Origin of the sequence: Desulfolithobacter dissulfuricans (assembly GCF_025998535.1) — a bacterium.
Classification (GTDB): Bacteria; Desulfobacterota; Desulfobulbia; order Desulfobulbales; family Desulfobulbaceae; genus Desulfolithobacter; species Desulfolithobacter dissulfuricans.
The window spans coordinates 3,468,935-3,495,453 of the sequence record NZ_AP024233.1; the positions used below are offsets into that span (position 1 = coordinate 3,468,935).

The 26,519-nt window shown below is 59.6% G+C and carries 22 protein-coding genes and 1 pseudogene; 16 read left to right on the plus strand and 7 right to left on the minus strand.

The genetic code is table 11. The features are described from left to right. The first annotated feature begins 174 nt into the window (after positions 1–174). The 6 genes from GF1_RS15555 (at position 175) to GF1_RS15580 (ending at position 7,222) form a co-directional block, all read left to right on the plus strand. The gene (locus GF1_RS15555) at positions 175–2,109 is read left to right on the plus strand and encodes an ASKHA domain-containing protein (RefSeq protein ID WP_267927469.1); all 1,935 of its coding nucleotides are present in this window, start codon (positions 175–177) and stop codon (positions 2,107–2,109) included. A gap of 306 nt (positions 2,110–2,415) precedes the next feature. Next, complete coding sequence (locus GF1_RS15560) at positions 2,416–3,321, plus strand: hypothetical protein (RefSeq protein ID WP_267927470.1); 906 nt, start codon at positions 2,416–2,418, stop codon at positions 3,319–3,321. A gap of 393 nt (positions 3,322–3,714) precedes the next feature. Beyond that, positions 3,715–4,455 carry a hypothetical protein gene (locus GF1_RS15565; protein WP_267927471.1) on the plus strand — a complete coding sequence of 247 codons (741 nt, stop codon included), beginning with the start codon at positions 3,715–3,717 and terminating at the stop codon, positions 4,453–4,455. Positions 4,456–4,498: 43 nt separating this feature from the next. Next, on the plus strand, positions 4,499–4,750 hold the full coding sequence (locus GF1_RS15570) for a hypothetical protein (protein WP_267927472.1): 252 nt from the start codon (positions 4,499–4,501) through the stop codon (positions 4,748–4,750). Positions 4,751–5,237: 487 nt separating this feature from the next. After that, complete coding sequence (locus GF1_RS15575; RefSeq protein ID WP_267927473.1) at positions 5,238–6,017, plus strand: phosphate/phosphite/phosphonate ABC transporter substrate-binding protein; 780 nt, start codon at positions 5,238–5,240, stop codon at positions 6,015–6,017. Beyond that, positions 6,014–7,222 carry a diguanylate cyclase gene (locus GF1_RS15580; RefSeq protein WP_267927475.1) on the plus strand — a complete coding sequence of 403 codons (1,209 nt, stop codon included), beginning with the start codon at positions 6,014–6,016 and terminating at the stop codon, positions 7,220–7,222. The genes GF1_RS15575 and GF1_RS15580 overlap by 4 nt, the downstream gene beginning before the upstream one ends. Positions 7,223–7,454: 232 nt before the next feature. Here GF1_RS15580 and GF1_RS15585 read toward each other — a convergent pair whose 3' ends face one another. Together GF1_RS15585 and GF1_RS15590 are read right to left on the minus strand one after the other, a co-directional pair. Beyond that, entirely contained in the window at positions 7,455–7,913 is a 459-nt protein-coding gene (locus GF1_RS15585; protein WP_267927476.1) for a hypothetical protein, read from the minus strand. A 142-nt stretch (positions 7,914–8,055) separates the two neighbouring features. Next, complete coding sequence (locus GF1_RS15590; protein WP_267927477.1) at positions 8,056–8,325, minus strand: SHOCT domain-containing protein; 270 nt, start codon at positions 8,323–8,325, stop codon at positions 8,056–8,058. A gap of 540 nt (positions 8,326–8,865) precedes the next feature. On the opposite strand from GF1_RS15590, the gene GF1_RS15595 reads away from it, so the two are divergent. The 5 genes from GF1_RS15595 to GF1_RS15615 all read left to right on the plus strand — a co-directional run bounded on the left by GF1_RS15595 (position 8,866) and on the right by GF1_RS15615 (position 14,467). Then, positions 8,866–10,467 (plus strand): ABC transporter substrate-binding protein, encoded by a 1,602-nt coding sequence (locus tag GF1_RS15595; RefSeq protein ID WP_267927478.1) that lies wholly within the window; start codon positions 8,866–8,868, stop codon positions 10,465–10,467. Positions 10,468–10,575: 108 nt separating this feature from the next. Then, the gene (locus GF1_RS15600) at positions 10,576–11,586 is read left to right on the plus strand and encodes an ABC transporter permease subunit (protein ID WP_267927479.1); all 1,011 of its coding nucleotides are present in this window, start codon (positions 10,576–10,578) and stop codon (positions 11,584–11,586) included. 2 nt (positions 11,587–11,588) lie between these two features. After that, a complete protein-coding gene (locus tag GF1_RS15605) occupies positions 11,589–12,497 on the plus strand; it encodes an ABC transporter permease subunit (protein ID WP_267927480.1) in 909 nt (302 codons plus the stop codon). A 3-nt stretch (positions 12,498–12,500) separates the two neighbouring features. Continuing rightward, positions 12,501–13,508 (plus strand): ABC transporter ATP-binding protein, encoded by a 1,008-nt coding sequence (locus GF1_RS15610; protein ID WP_267927481.1) that lies wholly within the window; start codon positions 12,501–12,503, stop codon positions 13,506–13,508. Then, positions 13,508–14,467, plus strand: coding sequence for an ABC transporter ATP-binding protein (locus tag GF1_RS15615; protein ID WP_267927482.1), 960 nt, complete (start codon positions 13,508–13,510; stop codon positions 14,465–14,467). The genes GF1_RS15610 and GF1_RS15615 overlap by 1 nt, the downstream gene beginning before the upstream one ends. Before the next feature lie 152 nt (positions 14,468–14,619). On the opposite strand, the gene GF1_RS15620 is transcribed toward GF1_RS15615, so the two are convergent. The 4 genes from GF1_RS15620 to GF1_RS15635 all read right to left on the minus strand — a co-directional run bounded on the left by GF1_RS15620 (position 14,620) and on the right by GF1_RS15635 (position 19,650). Beyond that, positions 14,620–16,854, minus strand: a complete 2,235-nt coding sequence (locus GF1_RS15620; RefSeq protein ID WP_267927483.1) for a hybrid sensor histidine kinase/response regulator — start codon at positions 16,852–16,854, stop codon at positions 14,620–14,622. A gap of 213 nt (positions 16,855–17,067) precedes the next feature. After that, on the minus strand, positions 17,068–18,258 hold the full coding sequence (locus GF1_RS15625; protein WP_267929155.1) for a HAMP domain-containing sensor histidine kinase: 1,191 nt from the start codon (positions 18,256–18,258) through the stop codon (positions 17,068–17,070). Beyond that, positions 18,255–18,851 carry a hypothetical protein gene (locus GF1_RS15630; RefSeq protein ID WP_267927484.1) on the minus strand — a complete coding sequence of 199 codons (597 nt, stop codon included), beginning with the start codon at positions 18,849–18,851 and terminating at the stop codon, positions 18,255–18,257. The genes GF1_RS15625 and GF1_RS15630 overlap by 4 nt, the downstream gene beginning before the upstream one ends. Positions 18,852–18,948: 97 nt before the next feature. Further along, complete coding sequence (locus GF1_RS15635; RefSeq protein WP_267927485.1) at positions 18,949–19,650, minus strand: response regulator transcription factor; 702 nt, start codon at positions 19,648–19,650, stop codon at positions 18,949–18,951. A 188-nt stretch (positions 19,651–19,838) separates the two neighbouring features. Between GF1_RS15635 and phoU the strand changes: the two genes are divergently transcribed. The 5 genes from phoU to pstB all read left to right on the plus strand — a co-directional run bounded on the left by phoU (position 19,839) and on the right by pstB (position 25,398). Beyond that, complete coding sequence (gene phoU, locus GF1_RS15640) at positions 19,839–20,495, plus strand: phosphate signaling complex protein PhoU (protein ID WP_267927486.1); 657 nt, start codon at positions 19,839–19,841, stop codon at positions 20,493–20,495. Positions 20,496–20,508: 13 nt separating this feature from the next. Then, positions 20,509–21,882, plus strand: coding sequence for a phosphate ABC transporter permease subunit PstC (gene pstC, locus GF1_RS15645; protein WP_267927487.1), 1,374 nt, complete (start codon positions 20,509–20,511; stop codon positions 21,880–21,882). A 10-nt stretch (positions 21,883–21,892) separates the two neighbouring features. Continuing rightward, positions 21,893–23,170, plus strand: coding sequence for a phosphate ABC transporter permease PstA (gene pstA / locus GF1_RS15650; RefSeq protein WP_267927488.1), 1,278 nt, complete (start codon positions 21,893–21,895; stop codon positions 23,168–23,170). A gap of 154 nt (positions 23,171–23,324) precedes the next feature. Continuing rightward, a complete protein-coding gene (locus GF1_RS15655; protein ID WP_267927489.1) occupies positions 23,325–24,368 on the plus strand; it encodes a PstS family phosphate ABC transporter substrate-binding protein in 1,044 nt (347 codons plus the stop codon). A gap of 184 nt (positions 24,369–24,552) precedes the next feature. After that, complete coding sequence (gene pstB, locus GF1_RS15660) at positions 24,553–25,398, plus strand: phosphate ABC transporter ATP-binding protein PstB (protein WP_353740466.1); 846 nt, start codon at positions 24,553–24,555, stop codon at positions 25,396–25,398. A 42-nt stretch (positions 25,399–25,440) separates the two neighbouring features. Here the strand turns inward: pstB and GF1_RS15670 are convergent. Beyond that, a pseudogene (locus GF1_RS15670) lies at positions 25,441–26,519 on the minus strand (sn-glycerol-3-phosphate import ATP-binding protein UgpC).

Consider the following 26,519-nt stretch of genomic DNA (forward strand, 5'->3'; position numbering starts at 1 on the left):
ATGCTATAAATTATCATTTTTATCCCATGCCGATGGCGAGATCGGGTCCTGTCCGGATCCCGCTCCATCTTCACCGCCCGGGACAGGGCGCAGCGAACCATTTCCCGAGGCAGGCTTCCAGCACCGGATGGAGAAAACAGCCTGCTCCAGACGTATCGATATCGGAGTCCAGCAATGAAACACACCATCACTTTTCAGCCAGACAACATCACCGTTACCGTGGACCAGGGAGAAAACCTGCTGGCCGCGGCCGCCAATGCCGGTGTCTACGTGCATGCCTTCTGCGGTGGGGACGGGGTCTGCGGAAAATGTAAGGTCATCGTCGAAGAGGGCGAGGTCCGGGCCGACAAGGCGACCCTGAAAAAGGAGGAATGGGACCAGGGCTATCGGCTGGCCTGCCAGGCCACGGTGATGTCCGATCTGGTGGTGCGGATTCCGGAGATAACCACCGCCGGCGGCCGGGCCCTCAAGCGCAAGCCCAAAACCACCCGGACCATCTCGGCCCGTTCGCTGGATACCCTGATCGGTAAATGGGATGTGGATCCGCCGGTGGCCAAGCTCTACCTGGAACTCGATCCCCCGACCATGGACGACAACATCTCCGACATGCAGCGGGTCATGCGCGGCATTCGCCAGGCCCTGCCCGACACCCCGGAACCCTCCTACGACCATCCCGAGCTGATCAAGGAGCTGCCCTTTGTCCTGCGGGAGTCGGACTGGAAGGTAACGGTGCTCCTCCTGCACGGTAAGCGGGAGGGAGAGCCGGACCGGATCATCGATATCGAGCCCGGCAACACCACCGACCGGCTCTACGGTCTGGCGGTGGATATCGGCACCACCACCTGCTCAGGGGTGCTCATCGACCTCAACACCGGCAAGATCATCGCCGAGGCCTCGGGCTACAACGCCCAGATCAGCTACGGCGAGGATGTCATCTCCCGGATCATCTACGCGGCCAGGCCAGGTGGCCTGCGGGCCCTGCAGGAAAAGGTGGTCTCCACCATCAACACCATCATCGATGACATCTGCCGCAAGATGATCATCTCGCCGGCCGATATCAGCTATATCATGGCGGCCGGCAACACGATCATGTCCCACCTGCTGCTCGGCCTGGATCCCAAGTACATCCGCGAAGCGCCCTACGTGCCGGCGGTGAGTATCTTTCCCCTGACCAAGGCGGCCGGGCTTGGTATCCAGGCCCACCCTTCGGTGCGCCTTTTTCTCTACCCCTGCATCGCCTCTTACGTGGGCGGTGATATCGTCTCCGGCGTCCATGCCTGCCAGATGGCGAAGTCAGACAAGGTCAGCCTGTTCATCGACATCGGCACCAATGGCGAGATCGTGGTCGGCAACTCGGAATGGATGGTCTGCGCCGCCTGTTCGGCCGGGCCGGCCTTCGAGGGGGGCGGCATCCAGTACGGCATGCGGGCCTCGGCCGGGGCCATTGAAAATTTTCATATCCACCATGAAACCTATGACCCGATGATCGTCACCATCGGCCGGATCAAGCCGGCCGGTATCTGCGGCTCCGGGCTGATCTCCATTGTCTCCGAGCTCCTGGAGGCCGGGGTGATCGATCAGCAGGGCAAGTTCAACAAGGGACTGGACCACCCGCGCATCCGGGAAGGCCGGGACGGCTGGGAGTACGTACTGGCCTGGGGGCAGGACTCCCTGATCGGCGAGGATATCGTTATTACCGAGGTGGATATCGACAACCTGCTCCGGGCCAAGGGGGCCATGTACGCAGGCTACCAGACCCTGCTGGAGTCGGTGGGGCTCACCTTCGATGACCTGGACCGGGTGATCCTGGCCGGGAACTTCGGGGCCTATATCGACCTGGAACGGGCCATATGTATCGGCCTGCTGCCCGATGTGGACCGGGACAAATTCTTCTACCTCGGCAATGCCTCCATGCTCGGCTGTCAGATCTCGCTCACCGATGTCAAAAGGTTCCGGGAACGGGTCCACGTCCGCCAGCTCATGACCAACATGGAACTGTCGGAAAACACCGAATTCATGACCCACTACATGGCGGCTCTCTTTCTGCCCCATACCGACATGAGTCTCTTCCCCACGGTGCGGGACAAGCTGCCGGAGCGATCCGTGTAACAGGGACCCTGGTGGAATTTCTGCCGGGGGCCTTCGCGCTCCCGGTTTTATATGAAAGTCTCGTCCCATCCTCCAGGGGGACAACAGCTTTCATGTTTCGTTGTGCAGGCCGTGCGAGCCTGCATGGGTGTTGGTCCGCGTGCTTTTGTCGCCAGCTCCCCTGGTCCTGGTTATCGAACCGCGCATCGTTTTGTTTTTTGGTTCTTTGGCAGAAAAAGGACTGTTTATTGCAGAAGGTGGAGAGGGGTGCTGCCTGGTAACGCCAGGCAGCCGGTGTTCATCAAGCAATCATCTGGAGGAGGTACCATGGAACATGAGGCGGCAGTTCACTCTGGGAAGGCGCATCACAAGTGGATCCCTGGATGGTTGGGATGGGGATTTCTCCTGCTTCTGGTCCTCGGCCTGGCGGTCACCGCCCGGGCCAGGGATGAACGGATCCTTTTCCTGCACCATTCCACCGGTAACATCATCTATACCCAGGGGGACGTGCGGGGCTGGATCGAGCGCTACAACGGGCAGCAGGGTACAGGTTATGTCATCGATGACCGGTATTATCCCAACACGCCCTATCCCTGGAGCAATTATCCCTACGACTACTGGAACCTCTGGGTCAACGGGGCATGCCGTCCCGATGAGCCCAACATCCACTGCCTGGATCAGCTGACCGCTGACTACCAGGTGATCATCTTCAAAAACTGTTATCCGGTCAGCAACATTGAAGCCGATACCGGCACACCCGATATCACCAGCAGCAGGAAGTCGCTGGAAAACTACAGGCTCCAGTACAGCGCGGTCCGTGACCTGCTGACCCGCTACCCCGATACATTGTTCATCTTCTGGACTGGCGCGCCACTGCATCGGCTGGCTACCACCCCGGAGAAGGCGGCCCGGGCCCGGGCCTTTGCCCAGTGGGTGAAAAACGATATGCTCGCCACCGGAGAATATCAAAACATCAGGGTTTTTGATTATTTCGACCTGACGGCCGGCGACGACAACGTCCTGCGCCATGACTATGAGACAAGCCATACCAGCAGCGACAGTCATCCCAATTCCCAGGCGGCCCGGGATGTGGGACCAGTGTTCGCCAGTTTCATCGTCGACAGCGCCCGGGAATTTTTCGATCACCCGGTAGAACCGGTTGGTCAGCAGGGCGGTGGCAACGGCCAGGGCGGGCTCCAGCCGGTAACCAGCCTGCTCCTCCTGCAGGAATAAGGGACCGGGATCGGCGGCCACCTGCTCTTCCCTATGGCCTTCTTTTTTTTTGATTACCACTGAAATTCAGCCACCGATACCTGAAGGTGTCGGCCTCACTTGTTGCACGGGTGTCTGTGGCCTGGATGGCCACAGTCAAGCCCCAGGGACGGGTTTATGGCGTCCCGTGAAACGGGTGAGGTCGACACCGGTTTCAATGCTGAAGATTGGTGGTAATCACATCTTTTTTTCATCCCTGTTACCTGGTTGTAACTTCCCATGGACTACCCTTAAAAGAGAAACTCCTGTTTCCTTTGCCGCCACCCGGGAGGTCGCCCATGTTCCTGATCAAGATCTGTCTGCTCCTGTTCTTGTTTGTCCCAGTTATCCTCCAGGCCCAGGATGGAGAGACCCTTGAAGAACCCGGCGACCCGGGAAGGGGGCAGACCATCACGTCCCCCTCCGGCCACCTGGCTGGCGAGGCAGCCCGATGACGGAATCATTCTTGGTCATAATCGTATTGCCGGGATGATCCTGATCTCCCCGCATGTGCAGGCCGATCGTGCCGGTATGGCGGCGGAGATGGGACAGGGATTGCGGGATGACGGGCTCTCCCTCTCCCTGGTTTCGAATCTTGAACCTGAGGGTGGAGATATTCTCGCCGGTACATACCGCGGTGTGCTGGCCGGGCGGGAGATCAAGGCCCGGGGATTTGGTATCCTCTCGCCCCACGGGGGCGGGATCTATGTTCTGGCCCTTGCCCTGGTCGATGAATTCTCATCCGAACTCGAGCAGGCCGGCCGCGCCGTTGCCCGGAGCATCCAGTTTTCCCGGCCCCGGGCTGCGCAGGATAATCCCCTGATCGGTACCTGGAAGGATATCCGGGGCAGCGGTCATACTCTCATCACCCTCTATCCGGACGGCACCTTTACCTGGTACCGGGATTATGCGGCCTCGGGACAGGGCTGGGGCTTCAGCAACAGGGACGAAAGCACCGGGCGTTGGCAGTCGCGCGGGACGCACCGGGCCGGGACCATCTTCTACCAGACCAGCGAGGGAGAACAGGGAAGCATGGACTATCGGGTGCTGGTGGAAAAGGGAGAGGCTTACTGGAATGAGTACTATTTTGACGGGACTCTGTTTGTCCGTCAGTGACTGCGGCCACCAGGCAACCTGAAACAGTCGGCAGGTGTACACGATGAGCATCAGGAAGCCGCGAAAGATCCAAAACGAACCGGTTGTCAGCGAAGATGCCTTTCTGAATATCGATATATCCGAGGAAAAACCGGGTAGCGGCGGCCATACCTCTGAACTCCGGGTTCAGGACGAGTCGGGCAACGTCTCGGCCGGTCAGTGGAGCAGGGCGGCCCGGCTGGTCATCTTTGCCGGACTGACTCCCGAGGTTCTCGAACGGGCCGACCAGCGCCTGATCCACCGGGATCGACCCTGATTCATGACCGTCACTGTTGCCCGGAGGATACACATGTGTAACATGTTGTATAATCAAGGTGTTATCCTGGTGGTGGCGGGTGTATTCCTTGGGGACGGCATGCTTTTTATTTGCCTCCTGCGTTCGAAGGACGTACAATAAAGTAGACAGACCCCCAGTATACGGAAAGGTTTGGCTGGGAATATCTCCCGGCTGATCTGTCAGAATTCCATCAGATTACCCGGTAATGGCGCTACCAAATCCTGCCCCTCTTCCCCTTGTATCCGGAAACCATCCCCTGTTTCTGCCCTCCCTTTTTACTCCGTCTATGCGAGGACGGCCCGGTCCTTCGATGCTGGTCAGGTTTCCGTTTTCAGGACAAACATGAGCGTTCTATGAAAAAATTCCTGTGCAGCCTCTGTTCTGTTTTCGTCCTCTTCCTCTTGTTCCTCGTTTCTACGTCCTCCGCCCCGCCCACATCGTCGAATCCTATTCCGATCAGTCGCCGGTGCGTATAGTTATTCTGCCCTGCATGGATCCGGTGAGTGGCTATAAGAAATTCCACCCCCTGGCCCATTACCTGGAAAGAAATATCCAGCGCCAGGTCATCCTCCAGGTACCGCGGGATTACGCCGCTTTCAGGCGAATCATAGAACAGGGGGAAACCGATTTCGCCTACCTGTCCGCCCATGTGTATCTTGCGCTGCGGATCCGGTTCAGCCAGGAGCCAAGCCTCACCGTCCTGACGCCCGGCGGCCGGCAACAGCACCACGGGCTGCTCATTACCCGCAGCGACAGCGGGATCAACAGTGTTGAGGACCTGCGCGGCCGTACGCTCCTTTTCGGGGCCGAGCAGTCCACGGTCAAGACCCTGGCCGGCAAGCTGCTTCTCCGTGAACATGGTATTGACGTGGAAAAGGACCTGAAGGAATACGCCTATGGCTCCAGCTGTGAGAAAAACGCCTTCAATGTCTATCTCGGGGCTTATGATGCCTCCTTTATCTGCAACTACAGCCGTGATGTGCTCAGTGGAGGCAATCCGGACTGGCCGGTTCCGCCGGGTAGCCTGAAGGTTGTCGCCCGGACCCGGCCCACCCCCACCTGGATCTTTGCCGCCCTTGGCCATGTTCCTTCCCTGCTGGTCCGGGACGTCAACAGGGCCCTGCTTTCCCTGACGTTCGCACCTGCCGCGGACAGGAACCTTCTCCAGGGGATCGAATCGGCCGGTTTCACCGTGACCGATGAAAAGTATCTGCATCTTCTGGATGAAGAGTTTCAGATCCCATGAAGAGCTACCGAGTCAAACTGACCGTCATCATTGCCCTGCTGGTTATCGTCAGCCAGCTGGCCACCGGTTTTTTCATCACCAGGCAGTCCGAACAGGCCCTGGATGAAAAACACCATGATATTGCCAGGGCCATGGCCCGCAATATCGCCTATCTTTCCACCCGGGCCTTTCTCAGTCGTGACCTGGCCACCCTCTACGAGCAGGTCAAACTGGCCAAGCAGGAGAAAAATGTCGTCTATGTAAAAATTCTCGATCTGGAACAGCATATCGTCGTCTCAGATACCCTTTCGGAGGTGGGGAGTCTCTATCCTGTTCCGGTCCGACCGCAGGGCAGGGGTCTGACCCACTACACTACCCCGGAGGGCAGGGTCCTGGCAAAAATCATCTGGCCCATCATGCTTGATAACGAGACCCTGGGCTATGTGGTTCTTGGTTATTCCCATGACGAGGTCCAGCAGGCTGTGGCCAAGTTGCACAGGAAGATTATCACCACCCTGTTCCTTGGTCTGAGCGGCTCGGTACTCCTTGCAGTGTTCATCGCCGGCAGGATAACAGCCCCGCTGCTGGAACTGAAACGGACCGCTCTTAAAATCGCCTCCGGTCAGTTTGATCTCGATCCGCCCAGGGGTAAAGCGGACGATGAGTTTCATATGCTCGCCCGCAGTATGTATGAGATGGCCAAGCGTCTGGAGTCCCTGGTCTACAACGATCCCCTGACCGGTATCTACAACCGCCTGCTGCTCAATATCCGACTGCGCGAAGAGCTGGCCCGCAGCCGTCGCCACAGGTGGCCGCTGGCGGTGCTGATCATCGATATCGATCATTTCAAGCGTATCAACGACACCTACGGCCACCTGGTGGGTGACGAGGTGCTGATCGGCTGCGCCGCCATTCTCTCGCGCCATATCCGCGAAGAGGACTGCCTGGCCCGTTTCGGCGGGGAGGAATTTGTCATTCTGGCCCCGGACATGAGCGAGGACAATGCCGTGCAGCAGGCGGAAAGAATCCGTCTTGCCGTTGAAAAGGCTCCCCTGTCGGCCACCGGCCTGGATAAGCCGATTCACATAACCATCAGTATCGGCATTGCCATCTATCCCAACCACGCCAGCAATGAAAATGAGCTGATCTCCAGGGCAGACACCGCCCTCTATCAAGCCAAATCCCGGGGCAGAAACCGCACCGCCCTGTTTTCCAAAATCGCCTGAGTAAGCCGTTATTGCCCACCTGCAGGTCTTTGCTCATTTTCGAGCTCCCCAGATTCTGCCGGAGATGGCGGAGCTGCCGGAAAGCGAGGCCCAGGATGTCTATCGTATGGTGGATATTTTATTACGCCGGTGGGCTGGCGCCTGGTACGTTCTCGGGCTGCCGTGGCGCCGTAAGATGGGCGCTGTCGGAAGGAGAGAAGGCCGGGGAGGATGACCCTCCCCGGCAGCGGGCTCAGCGTTCCTGGAGACTGTTCATCTGTTCCATCATCCTGGTCCGGAGGTCAAGCATGTCCTTTTCTATGGCTGCCAGATCCTGGGGCTTGGTGTCCGGTTTGCGCAGGGCCTCCATGTACTCGAACCGTTTTTCCATCATCTGCTTGCGCAGATCCACGGTCTGATCAAGAAATTTCTGTTGCAGGCCACCCATCATTCCCGGGCCCATCATGCCCATCATACCGCCCCCCATCATCGGGTTGCAGCCCATACCCATGCCGCCCCTGTGCCACTGGCCGCCCATCATTCCCGGGACCATCATGCCGGGACCCATCCCCATCATGGTTCGCTGGGCAAGCGGCTGGCCCGATCCACTGTTGTGGTCAGTGTTGTGGAAAGGCTGGGCCAGAGCGGTGGTGGCAGCGAGGCCGAGGGCGAGGATACTGGTGATCACGGTTTTTTTTGTTACTTTTTTCATAAGATATCTCCTGTAGTTGTTACCCTTTGCGGGTCTGATGTGATGTGGACGACGAACCCTGTGTCCGTCGCCTGGTACGGCTATACTCCCAGCATGATTCACACAGTCCAGTTGTGGTGCAGGTACTGGCCGGGATACGTACTCAGCCAAGTTCCGACTTCATACGCTGGTATTGTTCCTCATTGATTTCTCCCCTGGCATAACGGTCCTTCAGGGTCTCAAGGCTGCTTGGCCTGTGGTTGCAGGTACCGCCTGCCAGGGCCTGAAAGAGTCGAAGGGCCAGGTAGATGATCAGGCCCCAGAACAGCAGGGTAATGACCCAGCCAAGCACCCCCGGGAAAAAGGCCCCCGGGCCGCACAGCCAGCTGCTGTAATGGGCCCCGCCGTTGCCGAAAAATCCTGCGTGCATCATGGTTCTGTTCTCCTGTGAATGAAGATTGTTTTTTCAATGTTGTTGCCTGGTCTACAGCAGGGAGTGTGCCGGTTTGGGGGTCGATCAGGTATTTTCTTGGTAACTATCGGAAATAAAAGGTTAATTATTTTTGACATATTCCTGGAGGGGGGCGGCTGACGACCCGGAGCGTCCTGATATGAGACAGTGGGATGCTGGACTGGAAGGCAACACTGTCCTGTTTCTGGACAGGTGCCCTCCGGTTACACCCCGGGAACCATGGGGATGAGTCCGGATCGAATCCTTTCAAATATAAGGTTCGGTGATTTCATTTGAATCAGGGGTTCCCGGCCAAAACCGCAGGTGGTTCCAGGTGGTACCGTCTTGGCTGGAGGAAGGGTATCTGGCGTAATTTCTTGACTGAATCGGCAGGAATTAATAAGAAGGAGGGACGGTTTCTCTTGCCGGAACAGGGAGGATATCTGAAAGTTTTCCCGGCCGGCGAAAAGGTTTCGGCCCTGGAGCCGGGACTGCAACGCAAACCAGAAGGAGAGCAAGACTATGAAGAAGTCCGTACAACTGCTTGCCGCGCTCTGCGGTGCCTCGCTGCTGGCCTTTGGAGCATGGAATGTCAGCGCCAAGACCCTTGTCTACTGTTCCGAGGGAAGTCCGGAGGGGTTCAACCCGGCTTTCTACACCTCGGGAACCACCTTTGATGCCTCGTCCCGGCCGATCTTCAACCGGCTGGTAGAGTTCAAGCGTGGCTCCACTGTCATCCGTCCAGCCCTGGCCGAGAGCTGGGAGGTGTCCGAGGACGGCCTGGTCTATACCTTTCACCTGCGCAAGGGGGTCAAGTTCCAGACCACGAAGAACTTTACCCCGACCCGGGACTTCAACGCCGACGATGTGATCTTCAGCTTCAAGCGGCAGCTGGACAAGAACCATCCCTACCACAAGGTCTCCAACGGCTCCTACGAGTACTTTGAAGCCATGTCCATGCCGGACCTGCTCAAGGACATCGTCAAGGTGGACGACTACACGGTCCAGTTCATCCTCACCCGGCCCGAGGCGCCGATGATCGCCAACCTGGCCATGGATTTTGCCTCCATCCATTCCAAGGAATATGCCGACAAGATGATGGCTGCCGGCACGCCGGAAAAGGTGGACCAGGAACCGGTGGGCACCGGGCCTTTCCAGCTGGTGGCCTATCAGAAGGACGCGGTGATCCGTTACCGGGCCCATCCCGACTACTGGGAGGGCAAGGCCGCTATTGACAACCTGGTCTATGCCATCACCCCGGACAACTCGGTCCGCTACCAGAAGCTGAAAGCCGGCGAATGCCATGTCATGCCCTATCCCAATCCGGCTGACCTCAAGGCCATGAAAGAGGACCGGGACATCAACCTTCTGCAGAAGGAAGGGCTCAACGTGGGCTACTTGGCCTACAACACCCTGATGCCGCCCTTTGATAACCCCAAGGTCCGCAAGGCCCTGAACATGGCCATCAACAAGCAGGCCATCCTTGACGCCGTGTTCCAGGGGGCGGGCAAGATCGCCAAAAACCCGATTCCACCCACCATCTGGTCCTATAACGACGAGGTCAAGGACGATCCCTATGATCCGGCCGCGGCAAAGAAGATGCTGGAAGAGGCCGGGGTGAAAAATCTCAAGACCAAGGTCTGGGCCATGCCCGTCCAGCGGCCCTACAACCCCAATGCCCGGCGCATGGCCGAGCTGATCCAGGCTGACTGGGCCAAAATCGGCGTCGAGGCCGAGATCGTCTCCTATGAGTGGGGTGAGTATCTTAAGCGATCCAAGGACAAAAACCGGGACGGCGCCGTCCTGCTGGGCTGGACCGGGGATAACGGGGATCCGGACAACTTCCTGGCCGTGCTGCTGGGCTGCGACGGTGTTGGCGGCGCCAACCGCGCCAACTGGTGCTACCAGCCCTTTGAGGAGCTGATCCAGAAGGCCAAGCGGGTTTCGGACATCGAGGAGCGGACCCGGCTCTACAAGAAGGCCCAGGTCATCTTCAAGGAGCAGGCCCCCTGGGCCACCATCGCCCATTCCATCGTCTTTGAGCCCGTGCGTAAGGAAGTGGTCGATTACCGGATCGATCCCTTTGGCGGTCACATCTTCTATGGAGTGGACCTGAAGGAATAAGTTGTGTATAAGGATCCTTTATGCACCGAACCGGCCGGGCAGCCCTGCTGCCCGGCTGTTTTTCCGCCTCTTGCGGTGTCCTGAACCTGTCTTTCCGGTATCGGCTTCATGCTTGGATTTCTGCTGCGTAAAATAGGTATCCTGATCCCGACCTTTTTCGGGGTCACCGTGGTTGCCTTTATCTTCATCCGCATGCTCCCCGGCGATCCCGTAATGCTCATGGCCGGCGAAAGGGGTATGAGCGAGGAGCGCCATGCCGAGCTCATGCACCAGTACGGGTTTGACCGGCCGGCCTGGCAGCAGTACACCATCTATGTGGGTGACCTGCTGCACGGTGATTTCGGCACCTCCATTATCACCAGAAAACCGGTGCTGCAGGAATTTCTCACCCTGTTCCCCGCCACGGTGGAGCTCTCGCTCTGCGCCATTTTCATCGCCGTGTTCATCGGTCTGCCTGCCGGGATGATCGCCGCGGTCAAACGCGGTTCCTGGTTTGATCACACGGTGATGACCGGGGCGCTCACCGGCTATTCCATGCCCATTTTCTGGTGGGGGCTGCTGCTGATCATCCTTTTTTCCGGTATCCTTGGCTGGACGCCGGTCTCCGGGCGTATTTCCCTGCTCTACTATTTCGAGCCGAAAACCGGCTTCATGCTCATCGACAGCCTGCTGTCCGGCCAGGAAAGGGCCTTCCGTTCGGCCGTCTCCCACCTGATCCTGCCTTCCATCGTTCTTGGCACCATTCCCCTGGCGGTCATTGCCCGACAGACCCGTTCCGCCATGCTGGAAGTACTGGGCGAGGATTATGTGCGCACGGCCAGGGCCAAGGGGCTGGGGCCTGGCCGGGTGATCGGCCTGCATGCCCTGCGTAACGCCATGATTCCGGTGATCACCGTGATAGGTCTCCAGGTGGGGGTCCTCTTTGCCGGGGCCATCCTCACCGAGACCATCTTTTCCTGGCCCGGGATCGGCAAGTGGATGGTGGATTCCATTTTCCGCCGGGATTACCCGTCCGTCCAGGGCGGCCTGCTTCTCATTGCCGCGGTGGTGATGCTGGTCAACCTGGTCGTGGACCTGCTCTACGGCCTGATCAACCCGCAAATCAGACATTCGGACTGAGCATGTATCAGGAAGTGACAGAACCCTTTGACAGCCGCCCCACCGGCCGGATGGCCCTGATGGCCGAGTTCTGGTCCTATTTCAGGGAGAACCGGGGTGCAGTGGCCGGGCTGATCTTTTTCATCACCATCATCATTGTGGCTGTCTTTGCCGATTTCGTTGCCCCGCATGCCCCTAACGAGCAGTTCCGGGACGCGCTCCTCCAGCCGCCGTTCTGGCAGGATGGCGGTTCGCTGCGTTTCCCGCTCGGCACCGACGCAGTGGGCCGGGACATGCTCTCCCGGCTGATTTACGGGGCCCGTTTCTCCCTGTTCATCGGCTGCGTGGTGGTGTCCGTCTCCCTGTTCATCGGCGTTTTTTTAGGCCTCATGGCCGGTTATTTTCGCGGCTGGGTCGATACGCTCATCATGCGCATCATGGATGTGGTCCTGGCCTTTCCCAGTCTGCTCCTGGCCCTGGTGCTCGTCGCCCTGCTCGGTCCCAGCCTGATCAACGCCATGATCGCCATCGCCATTGTCCAGCAGCCCCATTACGTCCGCCTCACGCGGGCCGCGGTCATGGGGGAGATGTCCAGGGATTATGTCACCGCCGCCCGGGTGATCGGGGTGCGGACGCTGAGACTCATGTTTCTCACCGTGCTGCCCAACTGCATGGCCCCGCTTATTGTCCAGGCCGCGCTCAGTTTTTCCACCGCCATCCTCGATGCCGCCGCCCTCGGGTTCCTGGGCATGGGAGCCCAGCCTCCCACGCCGGAATGGGGCACCATGCTGGCCGAGGCGCGGGAGTTTATCCTCCGGGCCTGGTGGGTGGTCACCTTTCCCGGCCTGGCCATTCTCTCCACGGTCCTGGCTATCAATCTGATGGGAGACGGGTTGCGCGATGCCCTGGATCCCAAGCTGAAAAGGTCCTGAGTCATGGCCCTGCTTGAAATAGAAAATCTCACCGTGTCCTTTCGTACCGGCGGCGGCCTGTTCACGGCCGTGGATCGTATATCGCTTGGTATCGATCCCGGCGAGGTGGTGTCCATTGTCGGCGAGTCGGGATCCGGCAAATCCGTGGCCATGCTGGCCCTCATGGGACTTCTGCCCTGGACGGCCCGGGTGGAGGCCGATCGGATGGTCTTTGACGGTCAGGACCTGCTCACCCTGGCCCCCCGTCAGCGACGGCGGATCATCGGCCGGGAGATCACCATGATTTTTCAGGAACCCATGACCAGTCTCAACCCCTGTTTCACGGTGGGGTTTCAGCTCACCGAAGCCCTCAAGGTGCACCTGGGCATGGACCGGCGTCATCGCCGGGCACGGGCCGTGGAGCTTCTCAATCAGGTCGGCATTCCAGAGCCGGAAAAGCGGCTGTCCGCCTTTCCGCACCAGCTCTCCGGCGGCATGTGCCAGCGGGTTATGATCGCCATGGCCATTGCCTGCAGGCCCAGGCTGCTGATCGCCGACGAGCCGACCACGGCCCTGGATGTCACCATCCAGGCCCAGATCCTTGATCTGCTCATGCATCTGCAGAAAGAAAACGACATGGCCCTGGTCCTGATCACCCATGACATGGGGGTGGTGGCCGAGACAGCCCGGCAGGTGGTGGTCCAGTACGCCGGTCAGCAGGTGGAGCGGCAGGATGTGCGGGACCTCTTTGTCAGCCCGCACCATCCCTACACCGCGGCCCTGCTCTCGGCCCTGCCCGAGCGGGCAACGTCAAAGAAACTGCCCTCCATCCCCGGGGTGGTGCCGGGTCAGTTCGACAAGCCCACCGGCTGCCTCTTCTCACCGCGCTGTCGGTATGCCACCGATCTGTGCCGGGAAAAGATCCCGCCCAGGGCGGACAGGGAGCTGGGGTATGCCCTGTGCCATTATCCCCTTCGGGACGGGGTGCCGCTGGGCCATCCGGGAACCACGGCTGCCACGGAGGAGGTGTGATGTCTGAGGTGGTGCTGCGGGCAGAGAATCTGTCCCGTCATTACGAGGTGTCGCGGGGTACGTTTCGCCGGCCGGCGGTGCTCAAGGCACTCAGCCAGGCCAGTTTCATCCTCAGACGTTCCAGGACCCTGGCGGTGGTGGGGGAGTCGGGCTGCGGCAAGTCCACCCTGGCCCGCCTGGTGACCATGATCGAACCGCCCACCTCAGGTAGTCTGGAACTGCACGATGTCGATGTGGCCCGGGCCAGCCGTGAGGAGATTCGCCACCTGCACGGCAAGGTGCAGATCGTGTTCCAGGATCCCTACGGTTCACTCAATCCCCGTCAGAAGATCGGCCTGGCCCTGGAAGAACCCCTGCTGGTCAACACGGATATGGCCAAAGAAGAACGGTTGCGGGCGGCCTATGAAATGCTCGAGCAGGTGGGGCTGCGGCCCGAGCATTACGACCGTTATCCGCACATGTTTTCCGGCGGCCAGCGCCAGCGAATCGCCATTGCCCGCGCCCTCATGCTTCAGCCCGAGATTCTGGTCCTGGACGAACCGGTTTCGGCCCTGGACGTCTCCATCCAGGCCCAGATCCTCAATCTGCTGGTGGACCTGCAGGAGCGCTACAACCTGGCCTATCTCTTCATCAGCCACGATCTGTCCGTGGTTCGGCATATCGCTGACGAGGTGATGGTCATGTACCTGGGCCGCCCCATAGAGTTCGGCTCCCGCGATGCTGTCTTCGCCCAGCCCCTGCACCCCTATACCCGGGCCCTGCTCTCGGCCACGCCGGTGGCCGATCCCTTCCATAAAAAGGAGAGGATCATGCTCCGGGGGGAGCTGCCTTCACCCATGGATCCGCCGTCGGGCTGCGCCTTCCATCCGCGCTGTCCGGAAACGGTTGATATCTGCCGGCGCCAGGCCCCGGAGTTGCGGACCATCGGCTCCTGCCAGGTGGCCTGCCATCTCGCCTGAAACGGCGACCGGTTCACTTCTCCACGGGCGTCCCCTGTAGAGCAGCGGGAAATATCCTAAAAGGTTAAAGGAACAGGCCCGTATCCGTTCACGAAACGGCCAGGGAAGGCCACGGCCGCTCTCGGCCCTGACAGGGTGAAGATGCGGTCGGATCAGTCGGTTCCGCCGTCGGTTTGGCCGGGCGTTCCGCGATTCTGGAGAATGTCGCCCACGGTCCGGGCAAGAATGGACATCCGCACGGGTTTGCGGACAAAGGCGGCCACGCCCATTTGTCTGGCCTTTTCGGCGTCCACCCGGCTGGAATAGCCGGTGCAGAGGATAATCGGCAGGTCCGGCCGCAGTTTCAGGGCTTGGGCGGCAAAACGATCACCCGGCATTTCCGGCATGGTGACATCGAGAATCAGCAACTCCCAGGCCTCCGGATCCTCCCGCAGTACCGACATGGCCTTCGCCGGATCGGTAAACGACGTCACCTGGTGTCCCAGGTCGCCAAGATACATGGAGATCAGTTTGCAGATGGTCTCCTCGTCGTCCACATGCATGATCCGCGCAGGCCGACCCTGCATCGCTGGTCCGGTTTTCTCCGCATCTGATTTCTCTTCCTCCGCATCCGGCACCACCGGCAGGTAAATGCGGAAGGTGGTCCCCTCTCCCACCGTACTGTCCACCAGGATCGTTCCCTTCCAGCTTTTCACCGTCCCGTGGACAATGGCCAGCCCCAGCCCGGTGCCCTTGTCCATGTCCTTGGTGGTGAAGTAGGGCTCAAATATCTTGGCCATGGTGGCCTCATCCATGCCTGCACCGGTATCCCGCACCTCCAGGACCACGTATTTGCCAGGTTCCAGGTCATTGGAAACGGCCTGACCAGGAAGAAGCTCTTCGTCCATGAGGGTGAATTCCAGGATGCCGCACCCGTCTTCCAGGGCGTGGAAGCCGTTGGTGCCGAGATTCATGACAATCTGGTGGAACCGGGTGGGATCGGCCCTGATACAGGACTCTGAGAGGATGGTTTCCCGGATATCAACAGTGGTCGGAATGGTGGAGCGAAGCAGGGAGAGCGCTTCCCGAAGTTCTTTGGCCGGCTGAAAGACGGTATGTTTCGAGGCTTCATTTTTGCGGCTGAAGGTGAGGATCTGCTGGACCAGGTCCCTGGCCCGACCGGCCGCGTTCATGACCTCGGTCAGATTCCGCATCAGCTCCGGATTATCCTCGGCATGCATCTGGGCGAGTTCGGTGAAGCCAAAGATGGCCACCAGAATATTGTTGAAGTCATGGGCAATACCACCGGCCAGGGTACCGATGGCCTCCATCTTCTGGGCATGCCGGAGCTCAGCTTCCATCTGCCGCTGCTGGGTGATGTCGGAAAGGGTGCCTTCCAGCATGGTGACGTTGCCATCCTTGTCGCGTATGGCACGGGCGGTGAGCGAGATCCAGACCGTGGTGCCATCGCTTTTGCGCATGGGGGCAATGAACTTGGAGACCATGCCTTCGGACGCCAGTTGCTCGATGAGTCGCTCCCGGTCGGCCGGATTAACGTAGAACTGGTTGCCAAGGTCGGTAACCTGGTCGATCAGTTCGTCCACTGACCGGTAGCCGAAGATCTGGGCCACCGCAGGGTTGGCGGTAACCAGCCGCCCGGAAATCGTGGTCTGGAAAATGCCTTCGGTGGCGTTGTTGAAGATGGAGCGGTATTTCTTCTCCGATTCCGCCAACTGCCGGTTCTTGCTCTCGATCTCCCGGGCCATGGAATTCACCGCCTCGATGATCGCATTGAGATCCCGGTGCGGTACCGGCTGGAGCGGGGTGGTGTAGTCGCCGCTGGCTATCCGGCGGATCCTGGCAATGAGGGCTTCCAGGGGTCGGTTGAGCAGGTAGTGGAGGATCAGTCGGGTGCAGATCGCCATGACCGCAATGATCAGGATCGAGGCCAGAAATACCGAGCGGATGACATTCTTCACCCGGCCCATCAGGGTTTCGCCACTGACGTAGATGGTGACAGTGCCGATATTTTTTCCATTCCGATACAGGGTTTTCGTCCGGATCAGCAGGTCGTCGAAACTGGCCGGCACCTGGTCAACGATTATGTCACCGAAATCGGTCACCACTTCGATGCCGGTGACGTAGTCGTTGGTATCAAGGTAGAATCCGGCAATGTTACGGATGGACTGGTCGTCCAGGTGGAGCAGGGGAAAGTAGAGGGCGTTGGCCACATCCTCGAGTATCTGGTTACTGCGCAGGGCCAGCTCCCGCTGGAACTGGCGGTTGAAATAAAATTTATAGGAAATACCCAGGAGGAGGATAATGACAAGGACAATACCACTGAGCCAGAGGATCAGATCCCTGGCAATGGAGCGGTTGGCAAGGTAGGAGAAGCGCAGAGGTGGCATGATGGTGTCTGGTAGTTTGTTAACTGCCTGAAGTTTTACAACATGCCACCATACAGGCTGTAACCGCACTTTTCAACCAGAGTTCGCCTGGAATGGGCACAACCAACGGGAGAGGGGGAGGAAAGGGGGTAGGGTTTGCCGTGGCCGGGAAGGCAGGATATTTCCTGCCAGCAACCCGGCAGAGAGTATCACCGGATGGCTGGCGGGTAGCGGTTATCTTTTGAGTTTCAGGGTGAACACGGAACCGCGGCCCGGAGAGCTGCTCACCGTTACACTGCCACCATGGGACTGGGCAATGTGCTTGACAATGGCCAGGCCCAGGCCGGTGCCGCCCTGCTCACGGCTGCGGGCCTTGTCGCAGCGGTAGAACCGTTCGAAGAGGCGTTCCTGGTGTTCCCGGGCAATACCGATTCCCTGGTCAGCCACCGATATCTCCACACCTTCGTTATCCGGCGATTTCCTGGCCCGGATCCAGACCGTGGATCCGGCGGGCGAATAGGTGATGGCATTGGAGAGCAGGTTGATCACCGCCTGTTCGAGAAGCGGCTGGTTGATGCGCGCCTCCAGGGATTCGTGGCAGTCGATTTCCACCACCACGTCCTTTTCTTTGGCCTTGACCGCACAGGTCTGCAGGGCCGCCTCAAGTACCGGGCGGATCCGCATCCGGGCGAGTTTGATGTCATCCTTGCTGGAACGGTCCTCGATCCGCGACAGGGTGAGCAGGTCATCGATGATGGCTTCGAGCCGGGTGGTCTGCCGTTTGACGATCTCCAGAAAGCGGAGGGTGTCCTCCCGGCTGTCCAGGGCTCCTTCGAGGATGGTCTCCACATAACCGCGGATGGCAGTGATCGGGGTCTTGAGTTCGTGGGAGACGTTGGCGACAAAATCGCGCCGGAGGTTTTCCAGCCGGTTGAGGCGGGTGACATCGGTCATGACCACCAGCACGCCGATGGACTCGTTCTCGGAATCGTGCAGGGCCACGGCCCGGGCCTGGAGAGTGACATGGTGAGAACCGTCGAAGAAGTTGATCTCTTCTTCGCTTGGCTCGTTGGTCTCAAAGACCGAGCGAATCAGGCGGAGCAGGTCGGGGTTGCGGATCAGTCCTTCGATGGATTTGCCCTTGACAGCTTTCTGGTCCAGGCCGAAGAGCCGGGTTGCGGCCCGGTTCATGCGGATGATGCACTCCTCGGCGTCGATGGCGACCACGGCCTCGGTCATGGAGCCGAAAACCGCCTCAAGTTCGTTGTGCTGGCGGCTGATGGTCTGGATACGCTGGTTGATCTGACGGGCCATTTCGTTGAGGGAGCGGGCCAGTTCGGCCATCTCGGCCGACATGGTGGAATCCTTGATGCGGATGGGCTGACTGGTTTCTCCCCGGGCCAGTCGCTGGGCTCCCCGTTTCATATCCTCCAGCGGGCGGCTGATCCTCCGGGCGATATAGAGGGAGAACAGGCCGGCCAGCACCACCACCAGCAGGCTGCCCAGGAGAATACGGGTGTGGATGGATGAGAGGACACTGTTGAGCGAGGTGGCCGGCACCGAAAGCCGCAGGGCTCCGGGGGGCTCTCCAGGAACTGGATTGGAATGGCCACATAAAGCATGGTCTGGCCCAGGGTTTTGGAAAAGCGGAGCGAGGAACCGGTCCGGCCGGCCAGGGCCTCACGCAGTTCGGGTCGGCCGGCATGGTTGTCCATGTGGGCGGGGTTTTCGTTGGAATCGGCCAGCACGGTGCCGTCGGCGGTCACCACGGTTATGCGGGTGGCGGCGCGCCGCCCGGCCCGCCGGCAGAAATCCTGGAGCCGCTTCTGGTCTTCGGCCGCCAGCTGGATGATCTTTTCTTCAAGCAGCAGGGCCCTGGCTTCGATGTCGGAACGCATCTGCTGGAGGTAAAAGGAGCGGATGGTGGCCGAGCTGTACCAGGTGACGGCGAGCATGGCACCAAGGGTGATGAGCAGGCTGGCGGGAAAGATCTGCCAGAGGAGACGTGGTTTCTGCATGATGGTAGGTGGTTCCTGGTTGTTGTGTCGGGTTGGATATTGTCAGTTTGCAGCGGTTGCCACGCTGTCCGAAGCACGGGCCGGGGAGCTGGAAGCTCTACAGTTCGCGCATCCGGTAGCCGATACCCCGGATTGTCTCGATCCACTTGCCGGCCGTGCCGAGTTTCTTGCGCAGTCCGAAGATCTGCACATCCACGGCCCTGGGGGTGATCAGGTAGTCATAACCCCGGATCTGGTCGATTATCTGCTGCCGGGTGTAGACCCAGCCTGGCCTCCGGGCCAGCAGTTCCAGGATGGTGAATTCAGTGGTGGTCAGATGGATGGGCTGACCATCGAGGAGAACCTCGTGGCGACCGGGATGGATCTGCATGGAGTGGAGTGAGATCACCTCCTCGTCTGCACTGTCCTGGTCCTCATGGACAACCGGTTTCCGGCGCAGGGCCGCCTCCACCCGGGCTATGAGCACCCTGGGGCTGAAAGGCTTGGTCACGTAATCGTCGGCACCGCACTCCAGCCCGGCGACGATATCGTCCTCTTCTCCCTTGGCCGTCAGCATGATCACCGGCAGGCTCCGGGTCTTTTCATCGGTGCGGACAGCGGTGCAGATCTCCATCCCGTCCATACCCGGCAGCATCAGGTCGAGGATCATGGCATCGAACGATTCTTTTTTCAGCAGCTCCAGGGCTTCCTCGCCACTGTCGGCGCAGGTCACGTTGTACCCGCTGCGGATCAGGTTGTAGCTGACGAGCTGCTGGATATCCGTATCATCCTCGACAACAAGGATATCAGGTTTTTTCACTTGTGAGACTCCGTGGTTTCCAAAGGTGGTTTTCCAGGCTGGTGGACAAAAAACTACCCCGTGTTTCACCGGTTGCAAGGAAAAATGCGCATCCTAACCCAATCCTAACACAACTTTAATCATCGGATAACAAAATCAGGGTAAAGATCGCCACAACATTAATTTACGCATACTGAGGCAACCACATAGTGACACCACATCTGACGTTTCACCGCGAAATAGAGGAACTCAAGAAAATGTTCCTTTCCCTGGGATCTCTGGTCGAGGACCGGGTCGACAAGGCATGTCAGGTCATCGAGACGCGGGATCCGGTTCTGACGGCCGAGATCATCCGTTCGGACTGGGAAGTGGACGACATGGAAATCCGCATCGAGGAGGAATGCCTCAAGGTGCTGGCCCTGCATCAGCCCGTGGCCAGTGACCTGCGGCTGCTGATCACCATCATCAAGGTCAACAACGAACTCGAGCGCATCGCCGATATCGCGGTCAATATCGCCAAGCGGGTCCACACCATCAACAAGGACTCCTCGCTCACCTTTGAGATCGACTACAAGCCCATGATCTTCCGGGTCCGGCGAATGCTGAAGATGAGCCTCGACGCCCTGGTCTCCGAGGATGCCGACCAGGCGAGAAAGATCTTCATCGAGGACGACGCCGTGGACGGACTGCGCAACGCCGTGTACAGGGCCGTGGTCAATGAGCTGAACATCGAAATGGGCCACGCCGCCTGTCTGCTCAACATGTATCTCCTGGCCAGGCATCTGGAACGGATTGCCGACCGCACCACCAACATCGCCGAAGAAGTTATCTATCTGGTAGAAGGCCAGATCGTTCGCAGTAACTGAGCGACCACTGATCATGTCACCCTATCTCTTTCCCGTTCTTGTTCTCGGCCTGGCTTCCTTTGCCTGGTGGCAGGGCCGGCACCGGGCGTTTTCCCTGGTGGGCCGCCACAAGCTCCATTCCACCCCCGGCTACTACGGGGTGCTGGTGGCCCTTTGGTGCAGCGTACCGCCGCTTGTCATCTTTCTTTTCTGGTTGAGCTGTTCTGATTCTATTCTCACGGCGCTGGTCCTCAAGACCCTGCCCGGAGCCGATCAGCTCAGCCCGGACAGGCTCAGCCTGCTGGTGGGCGATTTGAAAAATCTGGTGGCTGGCCATACCGCGGCCCGCAATATCGATCCGGCCCTGCAGCTGGCGGCCGACCGGTATCAGGAGCTGCGCCGCATCGGCCAGGTCTCCCTGGGCCTGGTGATGGCCACTGTGGCCCTGGCCGGATTTTTCCTGGCCTATACCAGAATACGGCCAAGCCTGCGGGCCAGGAACCATGTGGAACGGTTTATCCGCTGGATGCTGATCCTCTGCTCGACCATCGCCGTGTTCACCACCCTGGGTATTGTCCTGTCGGTCCTGTTCGAGTCCATTCGTTTCTTTCAACAGGTTCCCCTGACCGATTTTCTTTTTGGCCTCAAATGGAGTCCACAGATGGCAATGCGGGCCGATCAGGCCGGCAGCTCGGGCAGCTTCGGGGCCATTCCGGTCCTGGCCGGTACCTTCATGATCTCAGGTATTGCCATGACCGTGGCCGTGCCCATCGGTCTCATGTCGGCGATCTACCTTTCCGAGTACGCCGGTCCCCGTTTCCGGGCTGTGGTCAAGCCCATGCTTGAAATCCTGGCCGGAGTGCCGACGGTGGTCTACGGCTTTTTCGCTGCCCTGGTGGTGGCGCCCTTTATTCGCGGATTCGGCGAAAGCCTGGGGCTTGCCGTCTCTTCGGAGAGTGCGCTGGCCGCCGGTCTGGTCATGGGCATCATGATCATTCCCTTTGTCTCGTCCCTGTCCGACGACGTGATCAATGCCGTGCCCCAGGCCCTGCGCGACGGATCCTACGGCCTGGGGGCCACCCGGAGTGAAACCATCAAGAACGTGGTCCTGCCGGCGGCCCTGCCCGGTATTGTCGGCGGCATTTTGCTGGCCGTATCCCGGGCAATCGGCGAAACCATGATCGTGGTCATGGCCGCCGGCCTGTCAGCCAGGCTCACCGCCAACCCCCTGGAAGCGGTGACCACGGTCACCGTCCAGATCGTCACCCTGCTTGTCGGAGATCAGGAGTTTGACAGCCCCAAGACCCTGGCCGCCTTTGCCCTGGGTCTGCTGCTCTTTGTCGTGACTCTGATCCTCAACGTGATCGCCCTCTACGTGGTCCGGCGCTACCGGGAAGAATATGAGTAACCAGCAACCGATGAAACGAAAAAACAACGAAATGTCGACCATGGAACGGGTCGGCCAGGGGCTTGGCAAACGGTATCGCCGTGAGCGGAGATTCAGGATGCTGGGCCTGCTGGCGATCATGGCAAGTCTTGGTTTTCTCCTGGTTCTCTTTGGCTCCATTGTCTCCAGGGGCTATACGGCCTTTATCCAGACCGAGATCCGGCTGCCCATCCATTTTGATGCCAGAGTTTTTGATGTGGGTAATCTGGCCCGGGCCGATTACGCGGCCCTGGTCAAGGCCTCCATGCGGGAGCTGTTCCCCGAGGTCAAGGGACGTCGTGACAAGCGCCAGCTGTACCGTCTGGTCAGCTCCGGGGCCGCCTACACCCTGCAGAAGATGGTGGTGGCCGATCCGGCCATGATCGGTACCACCCGCGATGTCTGGCTTCCGGCCGACGACGAGGTGGACATGTTCGTCAAGGGCTACATAAAAAGGGATGTGGAAGAAAGCGCCCGCCGTCTGACCGACCAGCAGATCCGCTGGATAGACCATCTTGCCGAAAGCGGGCGTCTGGAGCGCCGTTTCAACGCGATCTTCTTCTCGGCCGGTGATTCCAGGGAGCCGGAACTGGCGGGTATCCGCGGCGCGGCCATGGGCTCGCTCTTCACGCTGCTGGTGACGCTTGGGCTCTCTTTTCCCATCGGCGTGGCCTCGGCGGTGTACCTGGAGGAGTTCGCTCCCAGGAACCGCTGGACCGACCTGATCGAGGTCAACATCAACAATCTGGCCGCCGTCCCCTCGATTGTCTTTGGTCTGCTCGGCCTGGCCGTATTTCTTAACTTCTTCGGCATGCCGCGCTCAACCCCGCTGGTGGGTGGGCTGGTGCTCACACTCATGACCCTGCCGACCATTATCATCGCCAGCCGCGCCTCGCTCAAGTCGGTACCCCCTTCCATCCGCGAGGCGGCTCTCGGGGTGGGCGCTTCCAAGATGCAGACCATCTTCCATCATGTCCTGCCGCTGGCCATGCCCGGGATGATGACCGGGACCATTATCGGCATGGCGCAAGCCCTGGGGGAGACCGCACCGCTTTTGATGATCGGCATGGTGGCCTTTATTGTCGACATTCCCCAGGGGTTTACCGATCCGGCCACGGTCCTGCCGGTACAGATCTATCTCTGGGCCGATTCACCGGAACGGGCCTCTGTCGAGCGGACCTCGGCCGCCATCATGGTCCTGCTGGCTTTTCTCATCCTGATGAACGGAGCCGCTGTCCTGCTGCGCAAGAAATTCGAGCGCCGCTGGTAGGAGGCAAGAGCCCCGGATCCGGAGGCAGGAGAGGGCGTGACCTGGTTTTGAAACAATCTTCAAACCGGATGCTAACACAGCGCTAACAAAGACCGGATATCCTCTTACCATTGTTATTATACGTTTTTCGTTTTTTTATTATGGAGGAGAAAACATGTTAAAGAAGAGTCTGATTTTTGGTGTTGCCATGCTGGCAGCCGCATCCACGGCCTATGCCGGTGGCCGGGATTACATCTTCATCGTCGGGTCATCCACGGTCTATCCCTTTGCCACCACCGTGGCCGAGCAGTTTGGCAAGACCACCAGGTTCAAGACCCCCAAGATCGAATCCACCGGTTCCGGTGGCGGCATGAAGCTGTTCTGTGCCGGCACCGGCATCAACACCCCTGATATCACCAATGCGTCGCGTCGCATCAAGCACTCTGAATATGAGAAGTGCCAGAAGAACGGGGTCAGGAATATCGTTGAAGTCAAGATCGGCTACGACGGCATCGTGCTGGCCAACTCGCGCAAGGCCGACCAGCTCAAGCTCTCCCGCCGGGACATCTACCTGGCTCTGGCCAAGGACGTGCCGGATCCAAGCGGGGCTGAAAAACTGGTTCCCAACCCCTACAAGACCTGGAAGGATGTCAATCCGTCTCTGCCGGCCCAGAAGATCGAAGTGCTCGGCCCGCCGCCCACCTCGGGCACCCGGGACGCCTTTGTCGAGCTGGCCATGGAAGGCGGTTGCAAGACGTTCCCCTGGATCAAGGCCATGAAAAAGAAGGACAAGAAACTCTACAAGTCCATCTGCCACACTGTGCGTGAAGACGGCGCCTATATCGAAGCCGGCGAGAACGACAACCTGATCGTCCAGAAACTGGAGGCCAACCCGAACTCTGTGGGCATTTTCGGCTTCAGCTTCCTGGATCAGAACGGTGACAAGATTCAGGGATCCATCGTCGACGGCGAGGCCCCGACTTTTGAAAACATCGCCGAAGGCAAGTACCCTGTGTCCCGGCCGCTCTACTTTTATGTCAAGAAAGCCCATGTGGGTGTGGTTCCCGGCATGGAAGAGTACCTGGCCGAGTTCACCAGCGAGCGGGCCTGGGGTGATGAAGGATATCTTTCCGACAAGGGCCTGATTCCCATGCCCAGGGAAGAGCGGGCCAAGTATGCAAAAGATGCCAAAGAGCTCAACCCGCTGGTTTTCGAATAAGAACCAGGTTACATAACCCGTTCACCGCGCCGCGTTCCTGCCCTTGTGGCAGGGGGCGGCAGCTGTTTTTTGTCAAGACAAATACCAAGAAGAGGCCGGCCGCGCAGATGCGGCGGGCAGGGAACAGGACAGGAAGAAAATGATTGCAGCTGAACTGACCCAGAGGATGGAGCATGGAGAGTATATGAATGGTGACATCAGGCATGTCAAGCCCTCCCTTGAACTGGCAGGTGGCAAGGACGTCAATGCCACCGTGGGCGAGATCTTTGTCGACAATGCCAGGATGACCTGCCGGGGGGTCAATGTCTGGTACGAGGAAAAACATGCCATCCGCGAGGTCTCCATCGACATCGGCCGCAACGAGGTCCTGGCCATGATCGGCCCGTCCGGCTGCGGCAAGTCCACCTTCCTGCGCTGTCTCAACCGGATGAACGATACCATTCCCGGTTGCCGGGTCACCGGCAGGATCCTCCTGGACGAGCTGGATATCTATGACCGGAAGGTCGACGTGGTGCCGCTCCGGGCCCAGGTGGGCATGGTGTTCCAGAAACCAAATCCCTTTCCCAAGTCCATCTATGACAACGTGGCCTATGGCCCCAAGATCCATGGCCTGGCCACTGACAGGACAGAGCTCGACGAGCTGGTGGAGGTTTCCCTGCGCAAGGCCGGGCTGTGGGATGAGGTCAAGGATCGGCTCGATCAGCCAGGGACCGGGTTGTCAGGCGGCCAGCAGCAGCGGCTCTGCATTGCCCGGGCCATTGCCGTCAAGCCGGAGGTCATCCTCATGGACGAACCCTGTTCCGCCCTGGATCCCATTGCCACGGCCACCATCGAGGAGCTGATCAGCGAGCTGCGGGACCATTACACCATTGTTATTGTCACCCACAACATGCAGCAGGCGGCACGGGTTTCCCAGCGCACGGCCTATTTCCACCTGGGCGAACTGATGGAGGTGGGGCCCACCGAGCGCATCTTCACCAATCCCCGTCACAAGCTGACCGAGGATTATATCACCGGCCGTTTTGGCTGAGCACTATCCCTCGGCATCCGGGTTCCCCAGAGCCGGCACGCGCTATTTAAGGCGCCTGCCGGTTTTTTTGTCAAAGAGGTGGATGTGGGCCGGGTCCACGGTGAGTGGCAGGATGGTGCCGCTTGCCGCCTGATGGGTTCCCGGCAGTCTGGCGGTGACCAGGAGGTCGTTATCGGGCAGGCGGCCGTAGATCATGGTGTCGGCCCGAGAAATTCCGAGTGATCCGCTTTGAGCGGCAGGGTGGCCTGCTCCGGGTCGGTGAGCCTGAAATGTTCCGGCCGGATTCCCACGCTCACCTCGCGGCCATTTTGGGGCTGGAGATTTTCCCGCTCCAGCGGAAGATGGAGCCCGCCGGCCAGGGCGGCGGACTGGCCGTCCCTGCTGAGCCGGCCGTCGAGGAAGTTCATGGCCGGTGAACCGATGAAGCCGGCCACGAACCGGGTGGCCGGGCGTTCGTAGATCTCCAGGGGAGAACCGATCTGTTCAGCATAGCCGCCATTGATGACAATGAGCCGGTCGCCGAGCGTCATGGCCTCCACCTGGTCGTGGGTTACGTAAATGGAGGTCACCCGGAGCCGTTTGTGGAGGTTGCGCAGCTCCAGGCGCATCTGAACCCGCAGCTTGGCGTCCAGGTTGGAAAGCGGTTCATCAAAGAGAAAGACCTTGGGTTCGCGGACGATGCAGCGGCCCATGGCCACCCGCTGGCGCTGGCCGCCTGAGAGCTGTCGCGGTTTGCGCTGGAGCAGTCCTTCGAGCTGGAGCAGCTTCGCCGCCTGGTCTACCCGGGCTTTGATCTCCTCCCGGCTGAATTTTCTGAGCTTGAGCCCGTAGGCCATGTTGTTGAACACGGTCATGTGCGGATAGAGGGCGTAGTTCTGGAACACCATGGCGATGTCCCGGTCCTTGGGCTCCAGGTCGTTAACCGCCCGGCCGTCGATGGATATGGTGCCGCTGGTGATCTCCTCCAGGCCGGCGATCATCCGCAGCAGGGTGGACTTGCCGCAGCCGGACGGGCCGACAATGACCGTGAACTCGCCATTGTCGATGGCGGTGTCGATGTTGTGGATGACTTCAGTGTCACCGTATCTCTTGGTTACCTTTTCAAATACTACCCGGGCCAA